The following is a 26,326-nucleotide window of genomic DNA, read 5'->3' on the forward strand; positions in this document are numbered from 1 at the left end:
GCCAACGGCTTGTGTCCGATCGCCGAAAAGCCACGCTCCGTCGCCAGGACTCGAACCTGAACTCTCAGAACCAAAATCTGATGTGCTGCCGATTACACCACGACGGATCGCACACCAGCCGCACGCGGGTCGTTGCGATAACCACCCGCCCGCCGTCGTGACAAACCGCGCCGGCTGATGTCTTCATGTGACTTTAGACGGTTTGCGGGGACGGGGCCTGGCAGACCCACGCGGGCACGACCCGGGCCGGACGCTTGGCCGCCACCGGCCGGTACCCTGCTACCAGCCGATACCCTGGTGTGGTGGCCGTGACGGACAAGGAGCCGGAAAAGGAAACCCGGGCGCCGCGGGCTCGGATGACCGGGAGCGAGCGCCGGCATCAACTCATCGGCATCGCGCGTTCGCTGTTTGCCGAACGCGGTTACGACGGCACCTCGATCGAGGAGATCGCGCAGCGCGCCAACGTCTCCAAGCCGGTGGTCTACGAGCATTTCGGCGGCAAAGAGGGCCTGTACGCGGTCGTGGTCGACCGGGAGATGTCGGCGCTGCTGGACGGCATCACCTCGTCGCTGACCAACAACCGGTCCCGGGTCCGGGTGGAGCGGGTCGCCCTAGCGTTGCTGACCTACGTCGAGGAACGCACCGACGGTTTCCGGATCATGATCCGCGATTCGCCGGCCTCGATCAGCTCGGGCACCTATTCCAGCCTGCTCAACGACGCCGTCAGCCAGGTCAGCTCGATCCTGGCCGGCGACTTCGCCCGCCGTGGCCTTGACCCGGATCTGGCGCCGCTGTACGCCCAGGCGCTGGTGGGCTCGGTGTCGATGACCGCGCAATGGTGGCTCGACGCGCGAGAGCCCACAAAGGAAGTGGTGGCCGCGCATCTGGTCAACCTGGTCTGGAACGGCCTGACCCATCTGGAGGCCGATCCCCGGTTGCAGGAAGACTAGCCGCGAGGAGACGAGCCGTGCCCCTGCCGGGCACCGTGTCGACGAAACCGGGCGCCCTACAATGGCCGCATCATGACCGCACCGGGGCCTGCTAGCCCAGATACCCCGATCGCGGGGCTCGTCGAATTGGCGCTGACGGCGCCGACCTTCCAGCAGCTCATCGCGCGCGCCTCCGATCGACCCGACGAATTGACGCTGGTCGGCCCGGCCAGCGCGCGCCCGTTTGTGGCCAGCGCGTTGGCGCGGCAGGGCCCGTTGCTGGTGGTGACGGCCACCGGGCGGGAAGCCGACGACCTGACCGCCGAACTGCGGGGTGTCTTCGGTGGTGCGGTGGCGGCGTTCCCCTCCTGGGAGACCCTGCCGCATGAGCGGCTGTCCCCCGGCGTCGACACCGTGGGCGCGCGCCTGATGGTGCTGCGCCGGCTGGCCCATCCCGAGGACGCCCGCATGGGCCCACCGCTGCGGGTGGTGGTGACCTCGGTGCGTTCGCTGCTGCAGCCGATGACACCCGGGCTGGGGCAGCGGGAACCGATCGTGGTGAGCAGCGGCCAGGAAATCGGCTTCGGGGACGTGATCACCCGGTTGGTTGAGCTGGCCTACACCCGGGTGGACATGGTCGGTCGGCGGGGCGAGTTCGCGGTCCGCGGCGGAATTCTCGACGTCTTCGCCCCCACGGCCGAACATCCGGTGCGTGTCGAGTTCTGGGGCGACGAGATCACCGAGATGCGGATGTTCTCGGTGGCCGATCAACGTTCCATTCCCGAGCTGGCCGTGGACACCCTGGTTGCGGTCGCCTGCCGGGAACTGCTGCTCAGCGACGACGTGCGAGCGCGGGCCGCGAAGCTGGCCGCGAGGCATCCGGTCACAGCGGCCGCCGTCACCGGAAGCGTCACCGCGATGCTGGCCAAGCTGGCCGAGGGTGTCCCGGTGGACGGCATGGAGGCGCTGCTTCCGGTGCTCTGCCCCGACGGCCATGAGCTGTTGACCGACCAGCTGGCCGAGGGCACCCCGGTGTTGCTGTGCGATCCGGACAGGGTGCGTAGCCGGGCCGCCGACCTGATCAAGACCGGCCGGGAGTTCCTGGAAGCATCCTGGTCGGTTGCCGCCCTGGGAACCGACGCCCCCGTCGATGTCGAACAGCTGGGCGGGTCGGGGTTCGTCGAGCTGGACGAGGTGCGGGCCGCGGCGGCCCGATCCGGCCATCCGTGGTGGACGTTGAGCCAGCTGTCCGACCCGTCGGCCATGAAGCTGGACGTCCGGCCGGCACCGTCGGCGCGCGGCCACCAGCGTGACATCGACGGCATCTTCGCGATGCTGCGCGCGCAGGTCTCCACCGGCGGGTACGCGGCGCTGGTTGCACCCGGGACCGGAACCGCGCACCGGCTGGTGGAGCGGCTGGCCGAATCCGATATCCCCGCGGCCATGCCGGACCCGGGCGATGCCGCCCAACCCGGCTTCCAGAAGGGCTTCAAGAAAGGGGTCGTCGGGGTGCTCAAGGGTCCGCTGCGCGACGGCATCGTGATACCGGGGGCCAACCTGGTCGTCGTCACCGAGACCGACCTGACCGGCAGTCGGGTCAGCCCCACGGAGGGCAAGCGGCTGGCGGCCAAGCGGCGCAACACCGTCGATCCGCTGGCGCTGACGGCCGGCGACCTGGTGGTGCACGACCAGCATGGCATCGGGCGGTTCGTGGAGATGGTCGAGCGCACCGTCGCCGGCGCGCGCCGGGAGTATCTGGTGCTGGAATACGCCTCCAGCAAGCGGGGCCAGCAGGCCGACAGGCTGTACGTGCCGATGGATTCGCTGGACCAGCTGTCGCGGTATGTCGGCGGTCAGGCGCCGGCGCTGAGCCGGCTGGGCGGCAGCGATTGGGCCAACACCAAGACCAAGGCCCGCCGCGCGGTGCGCGAGATCGCCGGCGAGTTGGTGGCGTTGTACGCCAAGCGGCAGGCCAGCCCCGGACACCCGTTCGGGCCGGACACCCCGTGGCAGGCCGAGATGGAGGACGCGTTCGGTTTCACCGAGACCGTCGATCAGCTCACCGCGATCACCGAGGTCAAGGCCGACATGGAAAAGCCGGTGCCGATGGACCGGGTGATCTGCGGCGACGTCGGCTACGGCAAGACCGAGATCGCGGTGCGGGCGGCTTTCAAGGCGGTTCAGGACGGCAAACAGGTCGCGGTCCTGGTGCCCACCACGCTGCTGGCCGACCAGCATCTGCAGACGTTTCGGCAGCGCATGTCGGGGTTTCCGGTGGTCGTCAAGGGGTTGTCCCGGTTCACCGACGCCGCCGAGTCCCGCGCCGTGCTCGACGGCATGGCCGACGGGTCGGTGGACATCGTGATCGGCACGCATCGGCTGCTGCAGACCGGGGTGCGCTGGAAGGATCTGGGCCTGGTGGTGGTCGACGAGGAGCAGCGGTTCGGCGTCGAGCACAAGGAGCACATCAAGTCGCTGCGCACCCACGTCGACGTGCTGACCATGAGCGCCACCCCGATCCCGCGGACCCTGGAGATGAGCCTGGCCGGGATTCGCGAGATGTCGACCATCCTGACCCCGCCCGAAGAGCGCTACCCGGTGTTGACCTACGTCGGGCCGCACGACGACAAGCAGATCGCGGCCGCGCTGCGCCGGGAGCTGTTGCGCGACGGGCAGGCGTTTTACGTGCACAACCGGGTCAGCTCGATCGACGCGGCCGCCGCCCGGGTGCGGGAGCTGGTACCGGAGGCGCGGGTGGCGGTCGCCCACGGGCAGATGCCCGAGGACCTGTTGGAGACCACCGTGCAACGGTTCTGGAACCGCGAGTACGACATCCTGGTGTGCACCACGATCGTGGAGACCGGTCTGGACATCTCCAACGCCAACACGCTGATCGTCGAGCGGGCCGACACCTTCGGGCTGGCGCAGCTGCACCAGCTGCGCGGCCGGGTGGGCCGCAGCCGCGAGCGCGGTTATGCCTACTTCCTGTATCCACCGCAGGCGCCGCTGACCGAGACGGCCCACGACCGGTTGGCGACCATCGCGCAGAACAACGAGCTGGGTGCGGGTATGGCGGTGGCGTTGAAGGACCTCGAGATCCGTGGGGCCGGAAATGTGCTGGGCGTGGAGCAATCCGGGCACGTCGCCGGGGTCGGGTTCGATCTGTATGTGCGGCTGGTGGGGGAGGCCGTGGAGGCCTACCGGGCCGCCTATGAAGCGGCATCTGCCGGCAACACGGTGACCACCGCCCAGGAGCCCAGGGACGTGCGCATCGACCTGCCGGTTGACGCACACCTGCCGCCGGACTACATCGCCAGCGACCGGCTGCGGCTGGAGGGCTACCGGCGGCTGGCCGCGGCGGCCTCCGAGGGCGCGGTCGCCGCGGTGGTTGACGAGCTAACCGACCGCTACGGGCCGCTGCCCGAACCGGCCCGGCGCCTGGTCGCGATGACGCGGTTGCGCCTGCTGTGCCGAGCTGCCGGCATCACCGAGGTGACGGCGTCGTCGGCGGCGACGGTGCGGTTGTCGCCGATGAATCTGCCCGACTCGGCGCAGGTGCGCCTGGCGCGGATGTATCCGGGTGCGCGCTACCGCGCCACCACCGCCACGGTGCAGGTTCCTATCCCGCGAGCCGGCGGGGTAGGGGCGCCACGCATCCGTGATGTGGAACTGGTCCAGATGGTGGCCGACGTGGTGACGGCCGTCGCCGGGAAACCGCAACAAGATCTCGGCACCAGCAAGGAGCGGCACGCACGATGATGGTCGTCCTGGTCGATCCTCGCCGGCCCTCGCTGGTGCCGGTCGAAGCGGTCGAGTTGCTGTGCGGCGAGGTGCAATACACCGAGGAGATGCCGGTCGCGGTGCCCTGGTCGCTGCCCGACGCCCATCCGGCGCACGCTGGCGGTGACGCGCCGGTGTTGTTGTCGTCGGACCCGAACCATCCCGCCGTGGTGGCACGCTTGGCCGCCGGCGCCAGGCTGATCTCGGCGCCAAATCATCGGCGGGGAGAGCGACTGGTCGACGCGGTCGCGATGATGGACAAGCTGCGCAGCGACGGCCCGTGGGAAAGTGAGCAAACCCACGATTCGCTGCGCCGATACCTGCTGGAGGAAACCTACGAGCTGCTCGACGCGATGCGCAGCGGCAATGTTGATCAGTTGCGCGAGGAGCTCGGGGACCTGCTGCTGCAGGTGCTTTTTCACGCCCGCATCGCCGAGGAGGCAGCGTTGCTGCCCTTCAGCATCGACGACGTCGCCGACACGCTGATGCGCAAGCTGGCCAATCGTGTGCCGGGAGTGCTTGCCGGCGAATCGATTTCGCTGCACGAACAGATGGTGCAGTGGGAGAAGCGCAAGGCGGCCGAGAAGTCGCGGAACTCTGTGTTGGATGATGTGAATACGGGTCAGCCGGCATTAGCGTTGGCGCAGAAGGTTATTCAGCGTGTCGAAAAGGCGGGCCTGCCCGCCGATCTGATCCCCGTCGAGATCACCTCGATCGCGGTGTCGGCCGGTGTCGATGCGGAAAGTGCATTGCGGACAGCTATTTTGGACTTTGTGGACGTGGTACGTACCGCGGAGAAGGCAATTGCCGCCGCGCGCCGCGGTAACACCGTTGCCGAGGAGCTCGACGTGGCACCGCTGACCGGCATCACCGCCGAAGAATGGCTCGCGCACTGGCCGGCACGCCCGGATCGGACGCCGGCGTCGGCCTCAGCGGGGGCAGCGTACACCGCCGATGAGGCTCCCAAGGAGCCGTCCAAGAAGCGCAAAGGCCGGCGCTAGCAGCCGTCTTTCTACCGGGAGCCGGCGACGAACCCGGCGAAGTTTGCCACATCTGCATGTGCCAACCAAAATCACTGGTAGCTAATGAAAATCCAGGCCAACGCGGGGGAACGTCGCTGTGCTGGGCGGCCAATGGGATGGGCCGGCTCGGAAACCCATGGGACGATGATCGTGACCGAAGCCGATAGCCGGGCATTCATCGGGAGAGCTGTGTCACCGAGACGTTGGTTGCGCGCGGTCGCCGTGCTAGGGGCGACCGCGATGCTATTGGCGTCCAGTTGTACCTGGCAGCTCAGCCTCTTCATCCCCGACGGGGTGCCGCCACCGCCGGGGGATCCGGTGCCGCCCGTGGACACCTACGCGCGCGGGCGGCCCGCCGATCAGTTGCGTGCGTGGGCGCAGCATCGCGCTGCGGCGTTGGACATGCCGGTCATCGCGCTGGAGGCCTACGCCTATGCCGCCCGCGTCGCCGAGGTGGAGAACCCCAAGTGCCATCTGGCGTGGACCACGCTGGCCGGCATCGGGCAGGTGGAGAGCCATAACGGCAGCTATCGGGGCGCAAAGATAGCGCCCAACGGGGATGTGACTCCCCCGATCAGGGGTGTGCGGTTGGACGGCACCGGCGGCACCCTGCGCATCGTGGACAGCGATGCCGGTGATTTGGACGGCGATGCCGCGGTGGAGCGCGCGATGGGTCCGATGCAGTTCATTTCCGAGACCTGGCGGTTGTACGGTGTCGATGCCAACAACGACGGCATCGTCAGCCCGGACAACATCGACGACGCCGCGCTCTCGGCCGCGGGTTATTTATGCTGGCGCGGAAAGGATCTCGCGACACCCCGGGGGTGGATAACGGCGCTGCGGGCGTACAACAACTCCGGCGTGTACGCGCGGGCGGTGCGGGACTGGGCGACCGCCTACGCGGCGGGTCATCCGCTGTAGCAGGATGATCGCTGACCCAGGCCTTACGCTAAAGGACGGCCGCCGACGGCGAACACGTAAGGAGAACCCAGTGCCGATTATCGAGCAGGTCGGGGCCCGCGAAATCCTCGATTCCCGCGGCAACCCGACGGTCGAGGTCGAGGTGGCTCTGATCGACGGGACATTCGCTCGGGCCGCGGTGCCGTCGGGCGCGTCCACCGGCGAGCACGAGGCCGTCGAGCTACGCGACGGCGGCGACCGGTATGGCGGCAAGGGTGTACAGAAAGCCGTGCGCGCTGTCCTTGATGAGATCGGTCCCGCCGTCATCGGACTCAACGCCGACGATCAGCGGCTGGTGGACCAGGCGCTGGTGGACCTCGACGGCACCCCCGACAAGTCCCGGCTGGGTGGCAACGCGATCCTGGGGGTTTCGTTGGCCGTGGCCAAGGCGGCCGCGGATTCGGCGGGGCTGCCGCTGTTCCGCTACCTCGGCGGTCCCAACGCGCATATCCTGCCGGTGCCCATGATGAACATCCTCAACGGCGGCGCGCACGCCGACACCGCGGTCGACATTCAAGAGTTCATGGTGGCGCCCATCGGCGCGCCCAGCTTCGTTGAAGCGTTGCGCTGGGGCGCCGAGGTGTATCACGCGCTCAAGTCGGTGCTGAAGAAGGAGGGGCTATCCACCGGGCTGGGTGACGAGGGCGGCTTCGCCCCGGACGTGGCCGGCACCACCGCGGCGCTGGACCTGATCGGCCGCGCCATCGAGTCGGCGGGCTTGCGCCCCGGCGCCGACGTGGCGTTGGCCCTGGACGCGGCGGCCACCGAGTTCTACACCGACGGCGCCGGTTACGCCTTCGAGGGCACCACCCGCACCGCCGATCAGATGGCGGAGTTCTACGCCGGTCTGCTCGGCGCCTACCCGCTTGTGTCCATCGAAGATCCACTGTCCGAAGACGATTGGGACGGCTGGGCGGCCCTGACGGCGGCGATCGGTGACCGGGTGCAAATCGTCGGCGACGACATTTTCGTCACCAATCCCGAGCGGCTCGAGGAGGGCATCGAGCGGGGGGTGGCCAACGCGTTGCTGGTCAAGGTGAACCAGATCGGGACGCTGACCGAGACCCTCGACGCGGTCGCGCTGGCGCACCACAGCGGGTACCGCACAATGATGAGCCACCGCAGCGGCGAGACGGAGGACACCACCATCGCCGACCTGGCGGTGGCCGTCGGCAGCGGGCAGATCAAGACCGGCGCGCCGGCTCGCAGTGAACGCGTCGCCAAATACAACCAGCTGCTGCGGATCGAGGAGGCGCTGGGCGACGCGGCCCGCTACGCCGGCGATCTGGCCTTCCCGCGCTACGCTCCGGACCACAAATAGGTTGAAATAGCTTGGCCGCCAAACCCGATCCGAAACGTCGCTCCCCGGCCCCGCGTCCGGGTAAGGCCGGCGGCTCGGTTGCGGGCCGGCGTTTCAAGCCTTCCCCGCACGCCAGCCGCAACACGGCGCGCGCGCTGCACGAACACATCGTGCAACCCATCAAGCGGTCTCTTAGCGAAGCCGTCGAGCTGCGCTCCGATCAACGGTTGGGTTTCACCGCGCGGCGGGCGGCGATCCTGGCGGCGGTGGTTTGCGTGCTGACGCTGACCATTGCCGGCCCGGTGCGCACCTACTTCGCGCAGCACACCGAAATGCAGCAGCTGGCGGCGACCGAAGCCGCGTTGCGCCGTCAAATCGCCGAGCTGCAGCGGCGCAAGGACCAGCTGGCCGATCCGGCGTATATCGCCGCGCAGGCCCGCGAGCGGCTGGGCTTCGTCCAGCCCGGCGACATACCGTTTCAGGTCCAGTTGCCGCCCGGGGTGGCGCTGTCGACGCAGCCGGGGACCGATGCGGCCACGCCGGCCCGCAACGAAGCCTGGTACACCTCGCTGTGGCACACCATCGCCGACGCCCCGCACCTGCCGCCGGCCGCGGTGGCGCCGCCGGAATCAGAGATCGGACCACCCGGTCCGGCGCCGTCGAAACCGCCGACCCCCGGTGGTTGACCGTGCCGACCTGGACGTGGTGGCCCGCCAACTCGGCCGCGAGCCGCGCGGTGTGCTCGAGATCGCCTACCGATGCCCCGACGGTGAACCCGGAGTGGTGAAGACGGCGCCGAAACTTCCTGACGGAACACCGTTTCCGACGTTGTACTACCTGACGCATCCCGTGCTGACCGCGGCCGCGAGCCGGCTGGAGACCACCGGACTGATGAGCGAGATGACCAAGCGGCTGCGCCGCGACCCCGGGCTGGCCGCGGCCTATCGGCGGGCGCACGAGTCGTATCTGGCCGAGCGTGACGCAATCGAGCCGCTGGGGACCACCGTCTCCGCCGGAGGCATGCCCGACCGGGTCAAGTGTTTGCACGCGCTGATTGCGCACTCGCTGGCCAAGGGGCCCGGGGTGAACCCGCTGGGCGACGAGGCCCTGGCGCTGCTGGCCGCCGAGCCGGCGACGGCGGCGACGTTGGTGCCGGGGCGCTGGCTGTGAGCCGCGTCGCCGCGATCGACTGCGGCACCAACTCGATTCGCTTGCTGATCGCCGACTTGAACGGCGGGTTGGCGGGCGGGACGCTGCACGATGTGCATCGCGAGACACGGATCGTGCGGTTGGGTCAAGGGGTCGACGCCACAGGTCAATTCGCGCCGGAAGCGATTGCCCGGACCCGGGTCGCCCTGGCTGACTACGCCGAGCTGCTGAAGTTTCACGGTGTCGAGCGGGTGCGGATGGTAGCCACCTCAGCCGCCCGCGATGTGATCAATCGCGACGTCTTCTTTGCGATGACGGCCGACGTGTTGGGCGCCGTGCTTCCTGGCTCGGCTGCGGAGGTGATCACCGGCGCCGACGAGGCCGAGCTGTCGTTTCGCGGAGCCGTCGCTGAATTAGACAGCGCCGGTGCGCCTTTCATAGTCGTGGACGTGGGTGGCGGTTCGACCGAGATCGTGCTCGGTCAGAACGAGGTCTTGGCGAGCTACTCCGCTGACATCGGGTGTGTCCGGCTGACCGAACGCTGTCTGCACTCCGACCCGCCGACCCCGCAGGAAGTGATGGCAGCGCGGCGGGTGGTCCGCGAAAAGCTGGCAGACGCGCTGCGGGTGGTGCCTGTCGAGCGGGCCCGCACCTGGGTCGGGCTGGCCGGGACCATGACCACGCTGTCCGCGCTGGCCCACCGGATGGCGACATATGACTCTGCGGCCATACACCTTTCGCGGGTACCGGGTCGTGACCTGTTGGCGGTGTGTGAGCGGCTGATCGGCATGACACGAAGCCAACGGGCCGCGCTGCCCCCGATGCATGCCGGCCGGGCGGACGTGATTGGCGGCGGCGCGATCGTGGTCGAGGAGTTGGCCCGCGAGCTGCGCACCCGGGCCGGCATCGACGAGCTGACCGTCAGCGAGCACGATATCCTCGACGGCATCGTGCTGTCGATGGGCCGGTAAGTCACTTCCGCCACACGCGTCCCTGGAAGAGGTGACACACTTTGTGCCCGCCTCGTAGCGACAACGTCGGTCGATGTCAGACCCGCGTGCGACGGTTCGATCATGAACCACTCGCTGTGCCTGCGCGGGATCGAGCTTCGGTATGTGCTGACGATGCACCTGGCCCAACACGGACCCGCGACCATCGCCGAAATGATCGATGCGCTGTGTCATCACGGATTCTGCGTCCGTGGTAGGGCATCCAAAGCCGTGTCGGATGCGCTGCGTTGGGAGATCGGACGGGGCCGGGTGCGACGGTTGGGTCGTGCTCGATACGGACCGGGGTATGTCCCGCGCTCCACCGAATACCGCATCCACCAACGGGTGCTGGCGTTACGCGCTTCGGCTCGGCCCGGGGGTGGCTGAGATGCGGGCTGCGACGGCCCACGGGGGAGCCGGGTAGTCGGGAAGCGCCCGGGTGTCGCTGTGAGGCGGGCAAAAAGTGAACCCCGTCTGCGCCGGGACGCATGTGGCAAATGTGACTCACGCCTCGAAGCGGTAGCCCATGCCCGACTCGGTCAACAGGTGTTTGGGATGCGACGGGTCGTCTTCGAGTTTGCGCCGCAGCTGCGCCAGATACACACGCAGGTAATGGGTTTCGGTGGCATACGCCGGCCCCCACACCTCTTTGAGCAGTTCCTCGCGGCCCACCAGTTTGCCTCGATGGCGGACCAGCACCTCCAGCATGCCCCATTCGGTCGGGGTGAGATGCACCTCCACACCGCCCTTGGTGACCTTCTTGGCCGCCAGATCGACGGTGAACGCGTCGGTCTCGAGTACCGGCTGGTCCAGCTCGGACACCGCGGTAGTGCGGCGCACCGCGGCCCGCAGCCTGGCCAGGAACTCGTCCATGCCAAAGGGTTTCGTCACGTAGTCGTCGGCGCCGGCGTCGAGGGCCTGAACCTTGTCGGAGGAATCGCTGCGTGCCGACAACACGATCACCGGTGCCCTCAGCCAGCCGCGCAGACCGCCCAACACGTCGATGCCCGACATGTCGGGCAGGCCCAGGTCGAGGATCACCACGTCGGGCGGGTGCTGGGCGGCGGCGCGCAGCGCGCCGGCACCGGTCGAGGCGGTGATCACCTCGTAGCCACGCACGGTGAGGTTGATCCGCAGCGCGCGCAGGATGTGCGGCTCGTCGTCGATCACCAACACCCTGGTCATTGGCGCCGCTCCTCCTCGGGCGCGGCCAGATCCACCACCACGGTGAGCCCGCCCCCGGGGGTGTCGCCGGCCGCGATGGTGCCGCCCATGGCTTCGACGAAGCCGCGCGCCACCGACATGCCCAGGCCGACACCGGTGGTGTTGTCGTGATCGCCCAGCCGTTGGAAGGGTTCGAACACCAGCTCCTCGGCCCCGCGCGGGATCCCGGGGCCCTCGTCGATGACGTTGACCAGCACGCGATCGCCCACCCGCCCCGCGTTGACCCGGACCATCGAATTGGGCGCATATCGCAGCGCGTTGTCGATCAGGTTGGCCAGCACCCGTTCGAGCAGCCCGGCGTCGGCCAGCACCACCGCATCACCGACGTCGACCTTCACCCGGTCGATGGCCGATCGGTAAAAGCCGGTGGCGCCCTTGCCGATGCTGATCAGGGCACGTTGCACCGTTTCCTCCAGGTACACCCGGTGCAACTCCGGGCGGACCACCCCGGCGGCCAGCCGCGACGAATCCAGCAGGTTTCCCACCAGCGCGGTGAGCTGATCGATGGATTCCTCGATGGTGGCCAGCAATTCGGCGGTGTCCTCGGGGGAGAACGCGATGTCGGCGGCGCGCAGGCTGGACACCGCGACCTTGGCCGCGGTCAGCGGGGTGCGCAGGTCGTGGCTGACCGCCGACAGCAGCGAGCGCCGCAGTTCGTCGGCCCGCACGATCGCCTCGGTCCGGCTGGCCTCTTCGGTCAGCTCGCGCTGCCGCACCAGGCCGGCGGCCTGGGTGGCCACGGCGGTCAGCACCCGGCGGTCGCGCGCAGACAGCTTCCTGCCGGCCATCAGCATCCAAAACTCCCGAAACTCCTGGTCACCGACCTCGATCGCGGTGTCGGCGGAATCGACAGTGGTGCAAGGATCTTTGCCGACGGCGGCGACAACGTAGCCCCGGTGGTGATCATCGTCGGCGTGTTCGCGCAGCATGCTGACCGCGCGCTGCGAGTAGGTCTCCCGCACCCGTTCCAGCAGTGTCTCGAGATCGGCGCCGCGCAGCACCGAGCCGGCGAACAGGGTGAGCAGTTCGGCCTCCTGTGCGGCCAGTCGGGCGTCCCGGGCTCGTTTGGCCGCGCCGTCGACCAGCACCGCGACCGCGATCGCCAGCAGCAGCAGCACCACCTCGGTGACCGCGGCGTCGGGTTCGGCGATGGTGAACGTGTGCCGGGGAGTGGTCAGGTAGTAGTTCAGCAACAGGCTGGACAGCACCGCCGACAGGACCGCGGGCGCAACACCTCCGAGCAGCGCCACCACCAGCACACCGACGAAGAACAATGCGCTTTCGCCGGCGGTGTCGAGATGCCGGTCGAGGTAGTTGACGGTGGTCGCACAGATCGCCGATGGGACCAGCAGCGCGCCCAGCCAGGAGACGACGCGGCGCTGCCGGGGCGGGACGGACGCCGCTCGAAAGCCCCGTTGGGACTCCTCGTGCGTCACGATATGCACGTCGATCTTGCCGGAGTCTTGCACCACCCGCGCGCCGATGCCTTCGTCGAAGACGCGCGCCCAGCGGGACCGGCGCGATGTCCCGATCACCAGTTGGGTGGCGTTGATCTCGCGAGCGAAATCAAGCAGGGCGCTGGGGACGTCGTCACCGACCACGGTGTGCAGCGAGGCGTCGAGGCTGCCGGCCAACTCCCGGATCTTGCTCATCCGCGCCTCCGACAGGCCGGCCAGTCCGTCACCGCGCAGCACGTGCACCACCATCAGCTCGGCACTGGATTTCGACGCGATCCGCGATGCCCGCCGCACCAGCGTCTCGGATTCCGGACCGCCGGTGACCGCCACCACGACACGTTCGCGGGCTTCCCAGGTGTCGGTGATCTTGTTCTCGGCGCGGTATTTGGCCAGCGCGGTGTCCACCTGGTCGGCGAGCCATAGCAACGCCAATTCCCTTAGCGCGGTAAGATTTCCGCGACGGAAGTAGTTTGATAGCGCCGCATCGACCTTGTCGGGAGCGTATACGTTACCATGAGATAGCCTGCGGCGCAGCGCTTCTGGCGTGATATCGATGAGCTCAACCTGGGACGCCTCGCGCACAATCGAATCCGGTATCGTCTCCTTTTGTTCGATGCCGGTGATCTGGGCGACGACGTCGTTGAGGCTCTCCAGATGCTGGATGTTAACGGTGGAGATCACCGTGATTCCGGCGTCGAGCAGTTCCTCGACATCCTGCCATCGCTTGGGGTTCTTGCTGCCCGGGGTGTTGGTGTGGGCCAGCTCGTCGACCAGCACCACCTTCGGGTGCCGCGCCAGCACGGCCGGCACGTCGAGTTCGGGGAAGCTGACGCCGCGATATTCGATGTAGCGCGGCGGAATGATCTCGATGCCATCAAGCAGCGCAGCGGTTTTCGCGCGCCCATGCGGCTCCACCACGCCCGCCACCAGGTCGGTGCCGCGTTCCAGCCGCCGGTGCGCCTCTCCGAGCATCGCGTACGTCTTGCCGACACCCGGTGCCGAACCGAGATAGATGCGCAGTTCCCCGCGCCTGGGATGCTGGTCTGTGAAACCGGCGACGCTCACGTCAACAATCATCCACCCGCTAGTTCGCGGTGGGGTAGCGCTGGTCGAGCGCCAGGTTGAGTTGCAGCACGTTGACGTACGCCTCGCCGAAGATGCCCAGGGCGCGGCCGGTTCGATAGTGCCGTACGAGTTCACGGATCCGATCCGGGGTGACATGGCGGGCCCTGGCCACCCGGGCGACTTGGATGTCGGCGTAGGCCAGCGAGATGGCCGGATCCAGGCCGCTGCCGCTGGCGGTGACCGCGTCGGCGGGAACCTGCGGATTGTCGGGGGCGGCACCGCGGATCGGCACGATCTGGCCGCTGGAGTAGTCCTGGCCGAACACCGCGCATTCGACCGGTACGCTCTCGTAGCGGTCCAGGAAGGGCCGGCGGGTGGTCGCGCACGGCTCGTTGACGCTGACCACCCTGATCGGGTGGACGACGTTACCGCGCTGATCGCGGGGGCCGATCACCGACAGCACGGCCCCCACCCCGCCCGCGGTGCAAAACGGGCGTGATCCGTCCACACCCTCCAGCCTGGCGACCGCCGCGCTGCGCGCACACACCAGCGTGAGCAGGCTGGGCCGGAACCCGGCCTCGGCCGGGTTCGCGCCGGCGGCCAGCTTGGCCGGATCGGCCGGGGCGTCGACGATGCTTTCCGGCCCGAGGTTGCTGCCGCCGCTGGCCCTCGGGTCATAGCCGCTGCCCGCCGCCGATGGCCGGGGCTGGAAGTACTGCGGCAGCGGGTCGCCGGCCGCGTCGGTGAACAGCTGGCCGATCAACGCGCTGCCGACCGCCTTGCCGTTGGCCATGATGATCGAGCCATCCGCCTTGTCGCGCAGCCCGGGAATCCCGGGAATCAATGTGACCAGCCAAATCAGCAGCGGATAGCCGAAGCCGAGGATCACGGTGAACACCAGCAGCGCGCGCAGCGCGGCCCAGTGTTGGCGAACGATGTTGGCCATGTTCATCTTCAGGAGATCCCGGGCAGTAGTTGAACGACCAGGTCGATGAGCTTGATCCCCAGGAAGGGGGCGATCAGCCCGCCCAGTCCGTACCGGTAGAGGTTGCGGCCGAGCAGCTTGGACGCCCGGCTCGGCGTGTACCGAACACCGCGCAGCGCCAGCGGAATCAGGGCGACGATGATGACGGCGTTGAAGATCACCGCCGACAAAATCGCCGACTCCGGGCTGTGCAGCCGCATGACGTTGAGCAGGTCCAGGCCGGGAAACAGGGTCACGAACATCGCCGGGATGATCGCGAAATACTTGGCGATGTCGTTGGCGATGGAGAACGTGGTCAACGCGCCGCGAGTGATCAACAGCTGCTTGCCGATTTCCACGATCTCGATGAGCTTGGTGGGGTCGGAGTCCAGGTCCACCATGTTGCCGGCCTCTTTGGCCGCGGCGGTGCCGGTGTTCATCGCCACCCCCACGTCGGCCTGTGCCAGCGCCGGGGCGTCGTTGGTGCCGTCGCCGGTCATCGCGACCAGCCGGCCGCCCTCCTGCTCGCGCCGGATCAGCTTGAGCTTGTCCTCGGGCGTGGCCTCGGCGAGGAAGTCGTCGACCCCAGCCTCGTCCGCGATTGCCTTGGCGGTCAACGGATTGTCGCCGGTGATCATCACCGTCCGGATGCCCATCAGACGCATCGCGTCGAACCGGGCGCGCATGCCCTGCTTCACCACGTCCTTGAGGTGGATGACGCCCAGCACGCGCGCCTGTCCGGCACTGACTTGACCGACCACCAGCGGGGTGCCGCCCGCGGCGGAGATGCCGTCGACAATCCGGCCGAGTTCGGCCGAAACGGTGCCGCCGTGGGCGCGTACCCAGTCGGCAACCGAGCTGGCCGCTCCCTTGCGCAGCTGTCGTCCATCCAGATCCACACCCGACATCCGGGTCACCGCGGTGAATTCCACCCAGGACGCGTGCGCAAGTTCTCCGGGCGTGCGGGCCCGCAGTCCGTAGGCCTGTTTGGCGTAGACGACGATGGAGCGCCCCTCCGGGGTCTCGTCGGCCAGGCTGGACAGCTGCGCGGCGTCGGCCAGCGCCTCGGCGGTGATGCCGTTGACCGGAATGAATTCCGATGCTTCCCGATTGCCGAGTGTGATCGTTCCGGTCTTGTCCAGCAGCAGGGTGTTGACGTCACCCGCCGCCTCCACCGCGCGGCCCGACATGGCCAGCACGTTGCGTTGGACCAGCCGGTCCATGCCGGCGATGCCGATCGCCGACAGCAGCGCGCCGATGGTGGTGGGAATCAGGCACACCAGCAGCGCAACCAGCACGATGCCGCTGATGCCCTGCCCGGTGAGGGCCTGGGTGTCCGGCACACCGGGGTTGTTGGCCTTGGCGTAGATCGCCAGCGGCTGCAGCGTGGCCACCGCAAACACGAAGATCAGGGTCAGCGCCGCGAGCAGGATGTTCAGTGCTATCTCGTTGGGCGTCTTCTGCCGATTCGCGCCCTCGACGAGCGCGATCATCCGGTCCACGAAGCTTTCGCCGGGCCCCTGGGTGATCCTGATCACGATGCGATCCGACAGCACGGTGGTGCCGCCGGTCACCGACGAGCGATCGCCGCCGGATTCCCGGATCACCGGCGCCGATTCCCCGGTGATGGCCGATTCGTCCACGGAGGCAATGCCTTCCACGACCTCGCCGTCACCGGGGATGACCTCGCCGGCGGCGACCACCACAATGTCGCCCTGCCGCAGCAGCGGCGCCGCGACGTCCTCGGCGACGCCCGCGCTGCCCGGTGACCAATCCTTGAGTCGGTGCGCGACGGTGTCGGCTTTCGACTTGCGCAGGGAGTCGGCCTGCGCCTTGCCGCGGCCTTCGGCGACCGCCTCGGCCAGGTTGGCGAAAATCACTGTCAGCCATAACCAGAACACGACGAGCCAGCTGAACCAGGTTTCGTCGTACACGGCGAGCACCGTCGACCAGGCGGCGCCGATCTCGACGATAAACATCACCGGGTTGCGCCACAGGGTGCGCGGATCAAGCTTGCGCAGCGCTTCCGGCAAGGATTTCAGCAGCAACGCCGGATCCAGCAAGCCCGGCCGACGCCGTCGGCCGGATGCCCGGCGGGTGACCGAATCGATTGTCGGCGACACGGTTTCAGTGGATCCCTTCGGCGAGCGGCCCGAGCGCCAGCGCGGGCAGGAAGGTGAGGGCGACCAGAATCACCGTCACCCCCACCACCAGGCCGACGAACTGCGGCCGATGGGTGGGCAGGGTGCCGCTGGACTCGGGGGTGACGCCCTGACGAGCCAGCGAACCGGCCAGGGCAAGAACCAATATCATCGGCAGGAACCGCCCGACGAGCATCGCCAGACCCAACGCGGTGTTGTACCAGACGGTGTTGGCGGCCAGGCCGGCGAATGCGGAACCGTTGTTGTTGGCCGCCGAGGTGAAGGCGTAGAGCACCTCGGACAAGCCGTGCGGGCCGGTGTTGGTCATGGCGGCCCGCTCGCCGGGTAGGGCCATGGCGGTGGCGGTACCGAGCAACACAATGAGCGGGGTGACCAGGAAATAGCTTGCCGCCAGCTTCATCTCGCGCGGCGTGATCTTCTTGCCGAGATATTCCGGAGTCCGCCCGACCATGAGCCCGGCGACGAACACCGTGATGACGGCCAGGATCAGGATGCCGTACAGACCCGAACCGACACCGCCGGGCGCGACCTCACCCAGTTGCATGTTGACCATCGCCACCATGCCGCCCAGGCTGGTGTAGGAGTCATGCATCGAGTCGACGGCGCCGGTGGACGTCAGCGTGGTCGCCGCGGCCCAGATCGCCGAGTCGGCCACCCCGAACCGCTGCTCCACCCCTTCGGTGGCCGCACCCACGGCGGTGGGAACGGTGCCGTGGTGCTGCACCTGGAACAGCATCATCGCGCCGACGCTGAGGGCCGCCATGACGGCGACGATCGCCGCGATCGCATAGCCCTGCCGCTTGCAGCCCACCATGCGGCCGAAGGTGCGGGGCAGCGAGCAACCGATGACCAGCAGCAGGAAGATTTCGACCCAGTTGGTCCAGGCGGTGGGGTTCTCGAACGGATGCGCGGAGTTGGCGTTGTAGAAGCCCCCGCCGTTGGTGCCGAGCTCCTTGATCGCCTCCTGGCTGGCGACCGGACCGCCGGGAATGCTCTGCCGGGCACCGGCCAACGTGCTGACGACTTGGTCGTTGAGGTGGAAGTTCTGGATCGCGCCACCGAGGATCAGCGCGATCGCGCCCAGCACGGCGATCGGCAGCAGGATGCGCAGGGTGCCGCGGACCAGGTCCACCCAGAAGTTGCCGAGTTCGCCGGTGCGGCTGCGGGCAAACCCGCGGACCAGGGCAACGGCAACGGCCATGCCGACCGCGGCGGACACGAAGTTCTGCACCGCCAAACCCGCCATCTGCACCAGCTGACCCTGGGTCGATTCCCCGGAATAGGCCTGCCAGTTGGTGTTGGTGACGAAGCTGACCGCGGTGTTCCAGGCCAGCGCGGGCGTCATGACCGTCGCCGGGTCGTGCAGGTGCAGCGGCAGCTTGTCTTGGATCAGCTGCAGCACGAACAGGACGATGACGCTGACCGCCGAAAACGCCAGCACGCTGCGGGCATAGCTGGCCCAGGTCTGTTCGGACGCCGGGTTGGCGCCGATCAGGCGGTAGACGAACCGCTCTGCGCGCCAGTGTTTTTCGCAGCTGTAGACCCGGAACATGTAGTCGCCCAGCGGCACGTGGACGGTCACCAGCGCCGCAGCCAACAGCGTCAGACACAGCAGACCCGCCGTGCTGTCGCTCATCAGAACTTTTCCGGATGCAGCAGGGCCGCGACCAGCAACAGCGCGATGAGGATGGCCAGCGTCAGACCGATCGCGTTGGCGGCACTCATAATCCCAACTTCAGCAAAGCGCCCAGCGTGGCAAAGATCGCCACCGTCAGCGCCAGGTAAACCACCACCGACATTCCCGGCTCCGTTCACGCGCACCATCCAACCAGCCCTCCGTGGGAGCGCCAGAAAGAGGCTAAGCGTGGCCCAAACCCGACGCGAGCACCCTTAACGGTTTTTTAACGCCCGTGGGTTAGCCGGTACGCGCGTCCGGCGGGTCGATCATCGGCAGTCGGACGCGAAAAACCGTGCGGCCATCGCCGGACTCGGCGGCCACCGAGCCATGATGTGCCTTGACGATCGAGTTGACGATGGCCAGGCCCAATCCGTGGCCCGACCCGTTGGACCGGGACTTATCCGCCCGGACGAACCGCTCGAACAGATGGGGGAGCACGGCCGGGTCGATGTCGGGTCCGTCGTCGGTGACCGTCAATTCGGCGTATGCCCCGTCGGGGCCGAAGCGGTGGCAGGTGATCCCGGTGGTCACCGTGACGTCCGGCGGCGTATGCACGCAGGCGTTGGTGAGCAGGTTGCTGACCAGTTGGTGCAGCCGGGCGTGATCCCCGTTGACCCACACCGGCTCGTCGGGCAGCTCGTTGACCCACCGATGGGTCGGCGCCGCCACCGCCGCGTCGTTGACCGCATTGCTCACCAGGTCGGTCAGGTCGAGGTCTTCGGTCTGCAGATCCTCGCCTTCGCCCAGCCGCGAAAGCAGCAGCAGCTCGTCGACCAACGACGCCATCCGCCGTGCTTCGGACTCGATGCGGGCCAGCGCGTATTCGGTGGTCGGCGGCAGGTCCGAGCTGTCCTGCCGGGTCAGCTCGGCATAGCCCTGGATGGCCGCGAGCGGAGTTCGCAGCTCGTGGCTGGCGTCGGTGATGAATTGCCGCATCCGCAGGTCGGATTCGACGCGATGCGCCAGCGCGCTGTCCACGTTGTCGAGCAACCGATTCAGGGTGTGCCCGACGATGCCGACCTCGTTGCCCGGGTCGGTATCCTCGGGCCGGACGCGCACACCGATCTGGTGGTCGTCGCCGGCGAGCGGCATCGCGGCGACCTCGGCGGCGGTGGCGGCGACCCGACGCAGCGGGCGAAGGGCATAGCCCACCACCCACACCGTGAGCGCGGCCGTGATCACCAGCGCGGTCGCGACCAGCGCCGTGGTGGTGAGGTTTTTTCGGGCGATGATCGCCTCGGTGGCGCTGAGCGAAACCGCGACGACCAACCGGTCGGGCCCGACCATGCGGCTGTCGACCTGGTAGGAACCCAAGCTGCCCAGCTTTTCGACGCGTGGGTGCCCGTCGGCCCAGCGTTGCGCCTCGATGGCGCGGATGACATCCGGCGGCGCGGGTCGTGGTTCGTCCTCGGAGAAGACCGCCGAGGCGATCACCACGCCGTCGCTCAGCACCGCGATCAGGTTTCCCGGCGTCTGCCCGGTGAACTCCAGCAGCGCTTGGGATATTGGTGGTGTGCCGGTGTGTGTCGAAGTATGTTCGCCGTTTTGGTATCTGGCGTATGCGTGACTGAACGCATGCATGGATTCGGCGACTTCCGCGTCGTTCATCGCGGTGACGTAGCCGCGCAGGCTCAGCACGGAGACCGCGCCGACGGCCACCAGCACCACGGTCACGACGGCCAATACGCCCAGCAGCAATCGTTGGCGTAACGACCGGGGCAACCAGCGGGGACCAGTGCGGATCCCCGTCACGGCAGGCTCATTCCGGTGGTCGGAGCATGTATCCAATCCCGCGGACGGTGTGGATCATCGGCTCCCTGTCAGCGTCGATTTTCTTCCTTAGGTAAGAAATGTACAGGTCGACGATGCTCGTGCGGCCGGCGAAGTCGTAGTTCCATACCCGGTCGAGGATTTCGGTGCGGCTCAGCGCGCGGCGCGGATTGCGCATGAGGAAGCGAAGCAGTTCGAACTCGGTGGCCGACAGCGATATCGGTGTGCCGCCGCGGGAGACTTCGCGGCTGGCCGCGTCGAGCTTGAGGTCGCCGACTTTGAGGGACTCGTCGGCGGGCGGGGCCAGATGGCTGGAGCGGCGCAGCAACCCCCGCAGCCGGGCGACCAGCTCCTCCAGGCTGAACGGTTTGGTCATGTAGTCGTCGGCGCCCGCGGTCAGACCGGTGACCCGGTCCATCACCGAATCACGGGCGGTGAGGAACAGCGTGGGCGTGTAGGAGTCGGATTCCCGCACCCGCCGCAGGATCTGCAGCCCGTCCACGTCGGGCAGCATGATGTCCAGGACCAGCACGTCGGGGCCGATCTTGTCGAACTTGGCGATGGCCTCCCGCCCGTTGTGGGCGATTTCGACGTCCCAGCCCTCGTAGTGCAGCGCCATCTTGACCAGATTGGTCAGCGCGGGTTCGTCGTCGACCAGCAACACCCGGATCGGTGAGCCATCGGCGCGATTGATTCGGGGCAACTGCCCCAGGATGGCTTGGCGCGGGCGTTGACTGCGCGCGTGTCCCGAGGCGAATCCCGACACAGCGCCCATATTTCTACATTGTTTTCAAGCACACATGTAGTTGTCACGGTGCTCATAGAGTTCTCACATGTGACGGTGGTCGGCCAGCTCGCGTCCGACGCCGACCAGGCGGCTGAGATGCGTCCGGCGGCCACGCAATTTCGCTGTGACGCACCGCTGTTGGGGCAACGGGCGGAGAGCGTGGCGAGCTGGTTGTGCAGGCGGCGGGCTGGAGGAAAGCCAGCGCGTGCGCGCCGTGGCGTTGGAGCGGAGAGTGCGGTCGCCGCTGGCTTCAGCGGGTGGGCAGCTCGTCGTACCCGTCGCGAATGCCGACCTGGTACTCGGGGTGGTGGGCTGGGGAGCCGAGGACGTATCTTTGTCCTGTCTCCGTAACGTTGCTGGGCAGCACTAGTTTGTCGATGTTTCCCGTGAGCGCAAGGAGCCGCGGTGGGCGAGGATACGGTGGTTACGCAAACGGGCGCGGGTGATCCAATCGCCGCGGAGTTGAGTGTGGCCGGATTTGCGGACGCTGAGGCCATCGGTCGGGGCGGGTTCGGCGTGGTGTACCGCTGTCGGCAGGTGCCGCTGCAACGGTTGGTGGCGGTCAAGGTACTCAAGGACCTCGATGGGAATCGGGCCCGGTTCGTGCGTGAACAGCAGGCAATGGCCCGGTTGACGGGTCATCCGAACATTGTGCCGGTGTTGCAGGTCGGGGAGACCGCGTCGGGTCATCCGTTTTTGGTGATGCCCTTTTGCGGGCTGGGCTGCATTCAGCAGCGGATCCGCCGGCTGGGCGTGTTGGAGGCCGCGGAAGCGTTGCGGCTGGGGGTGAAGATGGCCGGGGCGTTGGCATCGGCGCATCATTTCGAGATCTTGCACCGTGATGTCAAGCCGGCCAACATCTTGCTCAGTGATTTTGGCGAGCCGGCGCTGGGTGACTTCGGCATCGCGCATATGACCGGGGCCTACCGCACGGCCACCGGGGTGCTGACGGGTTCGCCGGCGTTTCTTGCCCCGGAATTGCTGGCGGGTGACCCGCCAAGTATGGCTTCGGACGTGTATGGGCTGGGCATGACCCTGTTCGCCGCGCTGACCGGTCATGCGGCCTTTGAGCGGCGCAACGATGAGCAGGTCGTGGCGCAGTTGTTGCGCATCGCCACCGACCGGCTACCCGATCTGCGGGAGCACGGCATCCCCGAGGGGGTGGCCGGGGTTGTCGACAGCGCCACCGCCCACGACCCGGCCGATCGGCCCTCGGCGCTAGAGCTTGGTGAACTGATCCGACAGGTGCAGTCGCATCTGGGTCTGCCGGTCGATGAGATGGCATTGCAGCACGACCGGGCATCCGATCGGCGCCCCAAGTGCACGGTGACGTCGGCGTCGGTGAGCAGTGGCGGGGGCAGGCTGCCGTCGAAGGTGGCCAGTTTCGTGGGCCGTGACGCCGAGGCGACCCACCTGCAAGAGTTGTTCTGGTCGTCGCGTCTGGTCACGCTGACCGGCGTTGGCGGGGTCGGCAAGACCACCCTGGCCGCCCACAGCGCCGCCAAACTGCACCAGCAATTCACCGATGGCGTGTGGTGGGTGGGGTTGTCCGAGCTGAGCGAGGGCACCCTGCTGACCGAGGTGGTGGCCGCGGCGTTGGGGGTGCGTGAACAGCTGGGCCGCGCACCGATCGAGGCACTGGTCGACTTCCTCGCCCAACGTCAGGCGCTGGTGGTCCTCGACGACTGTGAACACCTGATCGCCGACGTGGCAAGCCTCGCCGAGGCACTGCTGCGGGATTGCCCACAGCTGCGGATTCTGGCCACCAGCCGCGAGGTCCTCGACATCGAGGGGGAGGCGGTGCTGCGGCTCGATCCGTTGTCCTGTCCGGCCGTCGATGACGATCCCCCGTTGCGCACGCTGGCCGGCTACGAGTCCGTCCAGTTGTTCGTGCAGCGGGCTCGCGCCGTGGCGCCCGGATTTGAGCTCGACGATCACAACGCCACCTCGATCGCGCGTATCTGTGCGCGTCTGGAGGGGTTGCCACTGGCCATCGAGCTGGCCGCTGCCCGCATGCGCGCGATGTCGGCCAAGCAGATCGCCGAGGAGCTCTCCGACCGCTACACGCTGCTCACCCACGGCCACCGCGGCGCCCGCACCCGCCAACAAAGCCTGGCCGCGTGCGTGAACTGGAGCTATGAGCTGTGCACCCCGTCCGAACAACGGCTTTGGTGCCGGCTGTCGGTGCTCGGCGAAAGCTTCGACCTGCCCACCGCCCGCGGCATCTGCGGCGAGGACATGCCCGCCGGTGAATTCCTGGACCTGCTGTGCGCACTGGTCGACAAGTCGATCCTGATCCGCACCGAACACCATGGCGTGGCGTGCTTTCGGCTGTTAGAGATACTGCGCGACTACGGAAAGGCCCGCGCCACCGAGGCCGAGCGCATTCGATTGAGTCGACGCCACGCCCAGTGGTATCACCAGCTGCTCGCCGAGGCCGAGGCGCAATGGTTTGGCCCCCAACAACTCCAGTGGATTCTGCGTCTCACACGTGAAATGCCCAACATCCGGGAGGCGCTGCAATTCAGCCTGACCGACTGCCCGGCGATGGCCGCCGACATGACCACCGCCCTGCGCCGGTTCTGGATTCACCATGCCACGCTCAGCGAAGGCTCCCAATGGGCAAGCCGTGCGCTGGCCGCCATCCCAGCTGAACCGAGCTTGCAGCGCATCCGGCCACTGTTCACCGCGGCCTACCTCACCCTCCGACACGGCGACCTGGTGACGGGCGCGGGCTGGCTCGCCGAGGTGCGTCAGCTTCTTGAGGTAGTCGACGACCCCGTCACCCGCGGTGGGATCAACTTCACCGACGGCTACGCCGCGTTGCTCACCGGCGACATGGACCATGCGCGTGAGGGCCTGCAGCGGGCAATGGCCGCAACCGATGACTTTGAAGTGCAGGCGTATGCGATGGCGGCCATGAGCTGGGTCGAGTTGATTTCAGGAGACGCCCACGCTGCGTTGGGTTGGTCTGACAAATGTCTGGCTCTGGCCGAATCCCGCGGCGGCTTGGCGATCCGGGGTGTAGCGGTGGGGTCGGTCGGCGTTGCGCAATGGCAGCTGGGTCACCTGCGGCGCGCCGAACGTGCGCTCCAGCAGAGCGTGCAATTTGCCCTGGAAACCGATGACAGATGTGCCCTGGCAAATGGGCTGGAAGTCTTGGCATGGATCACTGAATCCCGCCAGCGGCCGCGACAAGCCGCGGTCCTGATGGCAGCGGCCGCCGAAATGAGTCGCGCCAGCGGAGCCCCGCTCTCGTGTTCCTGCTTCGGAGGGTTCCATGCCGAATGCGAACGTCGGGTGCGCGAGCAGCTCGGTGAAGCAGAGTTTCAGGCGGCCTGGAACGACGGCACCGCTCTGAACATCACTGACGTCGCTCAGGCGATCCCGCAGGCTTGCGCCAGCGAGCGTTGGTCGCTAGAGCATCGCGAACCTTGGTCGCTGGAGCTAGAACTTCGGCAGTGGTCGTGAGTTTTTTGGCTGCTGTGGGCGGTAGGCCGGCGGGGTCGATGTTAGCCATGTGAATATCGATGCGGTGTAATGCCTTTCGCGCAGAACTTGGACGGTGACGCGGTCGGATGGGCGCTGCCCGGGCGGCGCGGGTGGTGATTGGGACCGGCCAGCCCACCGGATCGCCGGGATTTTGACCGCCTATCATCATCGAGACGGAAGAGCGATCCGCCAGCCCGCTTGTGGAGATGAAGGCCTGTATCGCTGCGAGGAGGCCAGTGTGGATGACCAGGGCGCGGCTCGGCACAGTCAGCAGATGTCCGAACCGCTGGGCTATCTGGTCACACACATCGATGATCGCGAGTTGGTTGTGCCGATTTTCGATCAGTTGTACGTCGGCCGCGAGTGCGTTGGCATCAGCGAGCAACGCAGACTGCTGATCGCCGACCCGGCGGTCTCGCGGAACCACCTCGAGATCCGGCTAGACGCCGCCGCGGATCAGGCTTTCGCAATCGATACCAGCACCAACGGGACATGGCTCAACGGCGTGCGGCTGGTCCGCGACGTTCCAGCGCCCATTCAGGCACATGACCGGATCCGGATCGGCAAGGTGGAGTTGACGTTTCAGACGGATCGGTTCACCGCGGTCGGAGAACTCGATCCCAATTTGACCTACAGCGAGATCAACGAGGCGGCGATGGTGATGGTCGTCGGCGACATCACCGGTTACTCGACGATCTCGCAGGTCACAGACCACAAGCTGATCGCGCAAGGGTTGCACACCCTCTGGCAACAACTCGGTCACGTGCTGCGTGACTATCGCGGCACGCTCATCGAGTACGCCGGCGACGCGCTGTATGCCGTGTGGGAGTTGAATACGCTTCCGCGGGCCAACGAGCTTGCCATCGACTTCGCGCTGGCCGCAAACCGACGGGTCGACGAGATCGGACACGAGCTGCCGTTGCGCCACACCGACGGCTCATCCATACACATGGGGTGGGGCGTCGTGCAGGGAAAGGCCGCACTGACCGCGATGGCGCATGCCGAGACCGTTCTTGGCGATTCGACCAACCTGGCCTTCCGGCTGGCCGGCATCGCCGGGCGGGGCGGGCGTGCGCCGGTGATGGTCACCGATGTGGTACACGCCGCCGTTGAGGCGCAATACGTTTGGGGCCCCGCCGAGCGGGTTGAGATCAAGGGCCGACACGGAATGCAGACCGTCTATGCGGTCCTGAGGCGCCGGTAGCAGGAGGAATGTTTGCTAGCCGGCCAGCAGCCAACAATGGGGCCGCACACCCACCGGTGTGCGGCCCCATTTGTGTGGTGTTGTGTGTCAGGCCCAGCTGGAGCCGACGGCGCTGTCGGTTTGCGCCATGTTGCTGCCGGCGGTCTGGATCTTTTGGCCGTGGGCGTTGGCCTGCTCGTAGATCACCTGGAAGTTGCGCCCCAACTGGGTGATGAACTCCTGGCAGGCCACCGACCCGGCGCCGCCCCAAAAGTCACCGGCGGCCAGCACATCGCGCACGATGGCCTGGTGCTCGGCCTCCAGCGACGCCGCCTGCGCGCGAATGGTGGCGCCGTGGGCGTCCACATCGCCGAACTGGTAGTTGATGGTCATAGCTGATGTCCTCCTGAATCGA

General features: G+C 67.5%; 20 protein-coding genes and 1 tRNA gene. 11 read left to right on the forward strand and 10 right to left on the reverse strand.

What is annotated here, in order from left to right; translation table 11 throughout:
* Positions 1–35: 35 nt before the first annotated feature.
* A tRNA-Gln gene (locus G6N20_RS01075) sits at positions 36–107 on the reverse strand.
* Between the two features lie 249 nt (positions 108–356).
* Here G6N20_RS01075 and G6N20_RS01080 point away from each other — a divergent pair.
* The 9 genes from G6N20_RS01080 to G6N20_RS01120 all read left to right on the forward strand — a co-directional run bounded on the left by G6N20_RS01080 (position 357) and on the right by G6N20_RS01120 (position 10,516).
* Positions 357–950 carry a TetR/AcrR family transcriptional regulator gene (locus tag G6N20_RS01080; RefSeq protein WP_083047148.1) on the forward strand — a complete coding sequence of 198 codons (594 nt, stop codon included), beginning with the start codon at positions 357–359 and terminating at the stop codon, positions 948–950.
* A gap of 72 nt (positions 951–1,022) precedes the next feature.
* The gene (mfd, locus tag G6N20_RS01085; RefSeq protein ID WP_083047100.1) at positions 1,023–4,688 is read left to right on the forward strand and encodes a transcription-repair coupling factor; all 3,666 of its coding nucleotides are present in this window, start codon (positions 1,023–1,025) and stop codon (positions 4,686–4,688) included.
* Positions 4,685–5,710, forward strand: coding sequence for a nucleoside triphosphate pyrophosphohydrolase (locus G6N20_RS01090; protein ID WP_083047102.1), 1,026 nt, complete (start codon positions 4,685–4,687; stop codon positions 5,708–5,710). The genes mfd and G6N20_RS01090 overlap by 4 nt, the downstream gene beginning before the upstream one ends.
* 210 nt (positions 5,711–5,920) lie before the next feature.
* Positions 5,921–6,652: a lytic transglycosylase domain-containing protein gene (locus G6N20_RS01095; RefSeq protein WP_083047150.1), complete on the forward strand. Its 732-nt coding sequence runs from the start codon at positions 5,921–5,923 to the stop codon at positions 6,650–6,652.
* Between the two features lie 70 nt (positions 6,653–6,722).
* Complete coding sequence (gene eno / locus G6N20_RS01100; protein WP_083047104.1) at positions 6,723–8,012, forward strand: phosphopyruvate hydratase; 1,290 nt, start codon at positions 6,723–6,725, stop codon at positions 8,010–8,012.
* Between the two features lie 11 nt (positions 8,013–8,023).
* A complete protein-coding gene (locus tag G6N20_RS01105; protein WP_083047106.1) occupies positions 8,024–8,677 on the forward strand; it encodes an FtsB family cell division protein in 654 nt (217 codons plus the stop codon).
* Positions 8,670–9,161: a DUF501 domain-containing protein gene (locus G6N20_RS01110; RefSeq protein ID WP_083047108.1), complete on the forward strand. Its 492-nt coding sequence runs from the start codon at positions 8,670–8,672 to the stop codon at positions 9,159–9,161. Before G6N20_RS01105 ends, G6N20_RS01110 begins: the two co-directional genes overlap by 8 nt.
* On the forward strand, positions 9,152–10,111 hold the full coding sequence (locus G6N20_RS01115; protein ID WP_142271969.1) for a Ppx/GppA phosphatase family protein: 960 nt from the start codon (positions 9,152–9,154) through the stop codon (positions 10,109–10,111). The genes G6N20_RS01110 and G6N20_RS01115 overlap by 10 nt, the downstream gene beginning before the upstream one ends.
* 102 nt (positions 10,112–10,213) lie before the next feature.
* The gene (locus G6N20_RS01120; RefSeq protein ID WP_083047112.1) at positions 10,214–10,516 is read left to right on the forward strand and encodes a hypothetical protein; all 303 of its coding nucleotides are present in this window, start codon (positions 10,214–10,216) and stop codon (positions 10,514–10,516) included.
* Positions 10,517–10,633: 117 nt separating this feature from the next.
* On the opposite strand, the gene G6N20_RS01125 is transcribed toward G6N20_RS01120, so the two are convergent.
* The 8 genes from G6N20_RS01125 to G6N20_RS01160 all read right to left on the reverse strand — a co-directional run bounded on the left by G6N20_RS01125 (position 10,634) and on the right by G6N20_RS01160 (position 21,224).
* On the reverse strand, positions 10,634–11,314 hold the full coding sequence (locus G6N20_RS01125; protein ID WP_083047114.1) for a response regulator: 681 nt from the start codon (positions 11,312–11,314) through the stop codon (positions 10,634–10,636).
* Positions 11,311–13,887 (reverse strand): sensor histidine kinase, encoded by a 2,577-nt coding sequence (locus tag G6N20_RS01130; RefSeq protein ID WP_083047116.1) that lies wholly within the window; start codon positions 13,885–13,887, stop codon positions 11,311–11,313. Before G6N20_RS01130 ends, G6N20_RS01125 begins: the two co-directional genes overlap by 4 nt.
* Positions 13,888–13,894: 7 nt before the next feature.
* Positions 13,895–14,827 (reverse strand): potassium-transporting ATPase subunit C, encoded by a 933-nt coding sequence (locus tag G6N20_RS01135; RefSeq protein ID WP_083047118.1) that lies wholly within the window; start codon positions 14,825–14,827, stop codon positions 13,895–13,897.
* A gap of 2 nt (positions 14,828–14,829) precedes the next feature.
* Entirely contained in the window at positions 14,830–16,962 is a 2,133-nt protein-coding gene (gene kdpB / locus G6N20_RS01140; protein ID WP_083047120.1) for a potassium-transporting ATPase subunit KdpB, read from the reverse strand.
* 4 nt (positions 16,963–16,966) lie between these two features.
* On the reverse strand, positions 16,967–18,637 hold the full coding sequence (kdpA, locus tag G6N20_RS01145) for a potassium-transporting ATPase subunit KdpA (RefSeq protein WP_083047122.1): 1,671 nt from the start codon (positions 18,635–18,637) through the stop codon (positions 16,967–16,969).
* The gene (locus G6N20_RS20855) at positions 18,637–18,726 is read right to left on the reverse strand and encodes a potassium-transporting ATPase subunit F (protein WP_142271963.1); all 90 of its coding nucleotides are present in this window, start codon (positions 18,724–18,726) and stop codon (positions 18,637–18,639) included. The genes kdpA and G6N20_RS20855 overlap by 1 nt, the downstream gene beginning before the upstream one ends.
* Positions 18,727–18,916: 190 nt before the next feature.
* Positions 18,917–20,431, reverse strand: a complete 1,515-nt coding sequence (locus tag G6N20_RS01155; RefSeq protein WP_083047126.1) for a sensor histidine kinase — start codon at positions 20,429–20,431, stop codon at positions 18,917–18,919.
* Positions 20,432–20,438: 7 nt separating this feature from the next.
* Positions 20,439–21,224 (reverse strand): response regulator transcription factor, encoded by a 786-nt coding sequence (locus tag G6N20_RS01160; RefSeq protein WP_083047128.1) that lies wholly within the window; start codon positions 21,222–21,224, stop codon positions 20,439–20,441.
* Between the two features lie 480 nt (positions 21,225–21,704).
* Between G6N20_RS01160 and G6N20_RS01165 the strand changes: the two genes are divergently transcribed.
* Together G6N20_RS01165 and G6N20_RS01170 are read left to right on the forward strand one after the other, a co-directional pair.
* Positions 21,705–24,707: a protein kinase domain-containing protein gene (locus tag G6N20_RS01165; protein ID WP_232065405.1), complete on the forward strand. Its 3,003-nt coding sequence runs from the start codon at positions 21,705–21,707 to the stop codon at positions 24,705–24,707.
* Positions 24,708–25,002: 295 nt separating this feature from the next.
* Complete coding sequence (locus G6N20_RS01170; protein WP_232065406.1) at positions 25,003–25,932, forward strand: adenylate/guanylate cyclase domain-containing protein; 930 nt, start codon at positions 25,003–25,005, stop codon at positions 25,930–25,932.
* Positions 25,933–26,019: 87 nt separating this feature from the next.
* Here G6N20_RS01170 and G6N20_RS01175 read toward each other — a convergent pair whose 3' ends face one another.
* Positions 26,020–26,304: a WXG100 family type VII secretion target gene (locus tag G6N20_RS01175; RefSeq protein ID WP_083052703.1), complete on the reverse strand. Its 285-nt coding sequence runs from the start codon at positions 26,302–26,304 to the stop codon at positions 26,020–26,022.
* Between the last annotated feature and the right edge of the window lie 22 nt (positions 26,305–26,326).

The organism is Mycobacterium shinjukuense (assembly GCF_010730055.1).
Classification (GTDB): domain Bacteria; phylum Actinomycetota; class Actinomycetes; order Mycobacteriales; family Mycobacteriaceae; genus Mycobacterium; species Mycobacterium shinjukuense.

Coding starts and splice junctions, on each gene's coding strand:
- G6N20_RS20855 (WP_142271963.1), bottom strand. CDS start 18,726: ATGAGTGCCGCCAACGCGATCGGTCTGACGCTGGCCATCCTCATCGCG.
- G6N20_RS01080 (WP_083047148.1), top strand. CDS start 357: ATGACCGGGAGCGAGCGCCGGCATCAACTCATCGGCATCGCGCGTTCG.
- G6N20_RS01175 (WP_083052703.1), bottom strand. CDS start 26,304: ATGACCATCAACTACCAGTTCGGCGATGTGGACGCCCACGGCGCCACC.
- G6N20_RS01160 (WP_083047128.1), bottom strand. CDS start 21,224: ATGGGCGCTGTGTCGGGATTCGCCTCGGGACACGCGCGCAGTCAACGC.
- G6N20_RS01135 (WP_083047118.1), bottom strand. CDS start 14,827: ATGAACATGGCCAACATCGTTCGCCAACACTGGGCCGCGCTGCGCGCG.
- mfd (WP_083047100.1), top strand. CDS start 1,023: ATGACCGCACCGGGGCCTGCTAGCCCAGATACCCCGATCGCGGGGCTC.
- G6N20_RS01120 (WP_083047112.1), top strand. CDS start 10,214: ATGAACCACTCGCTGTGCCTGCGCGGGATCGAGCTTCGGTATGTGCTG.
- G6N20_RS01090 (WP_083047102.1), top strand. CDS start 4,685: ATGATGGTCGTCCTGGTCGATCCTCGCCGGCCCTCGCTGGTGCCGGTC.
- G6N20_RS01130 (WP_083047116.1), bottom strand. CDS start 13,887: ATGATTGTTGACGTGAGCGTCGCCGGTTTCACAGACCAGCATCCCAGG.
- G6N20_RS01125 (WP_083047114.1), bottom strand. CDS start 11,314: ATGACCAGGGTGTTGGTGATCGACGACGAGCCGCACATCCTGCGCGCG.
- kdpA (WP_083047122.1), bottom strand. CDS start 18,637: ATGAGCGACAGCACGGCGGGTCTGCTGTGTCTGACGCTGTTGGCTGCG.
- G6N20_RS01170 (WP_232065406.1), top strand. CDS start 25,003: ATGTCCGAACCGCTGGGCTATCTGGTCACACACATCGATGATCGCGAG.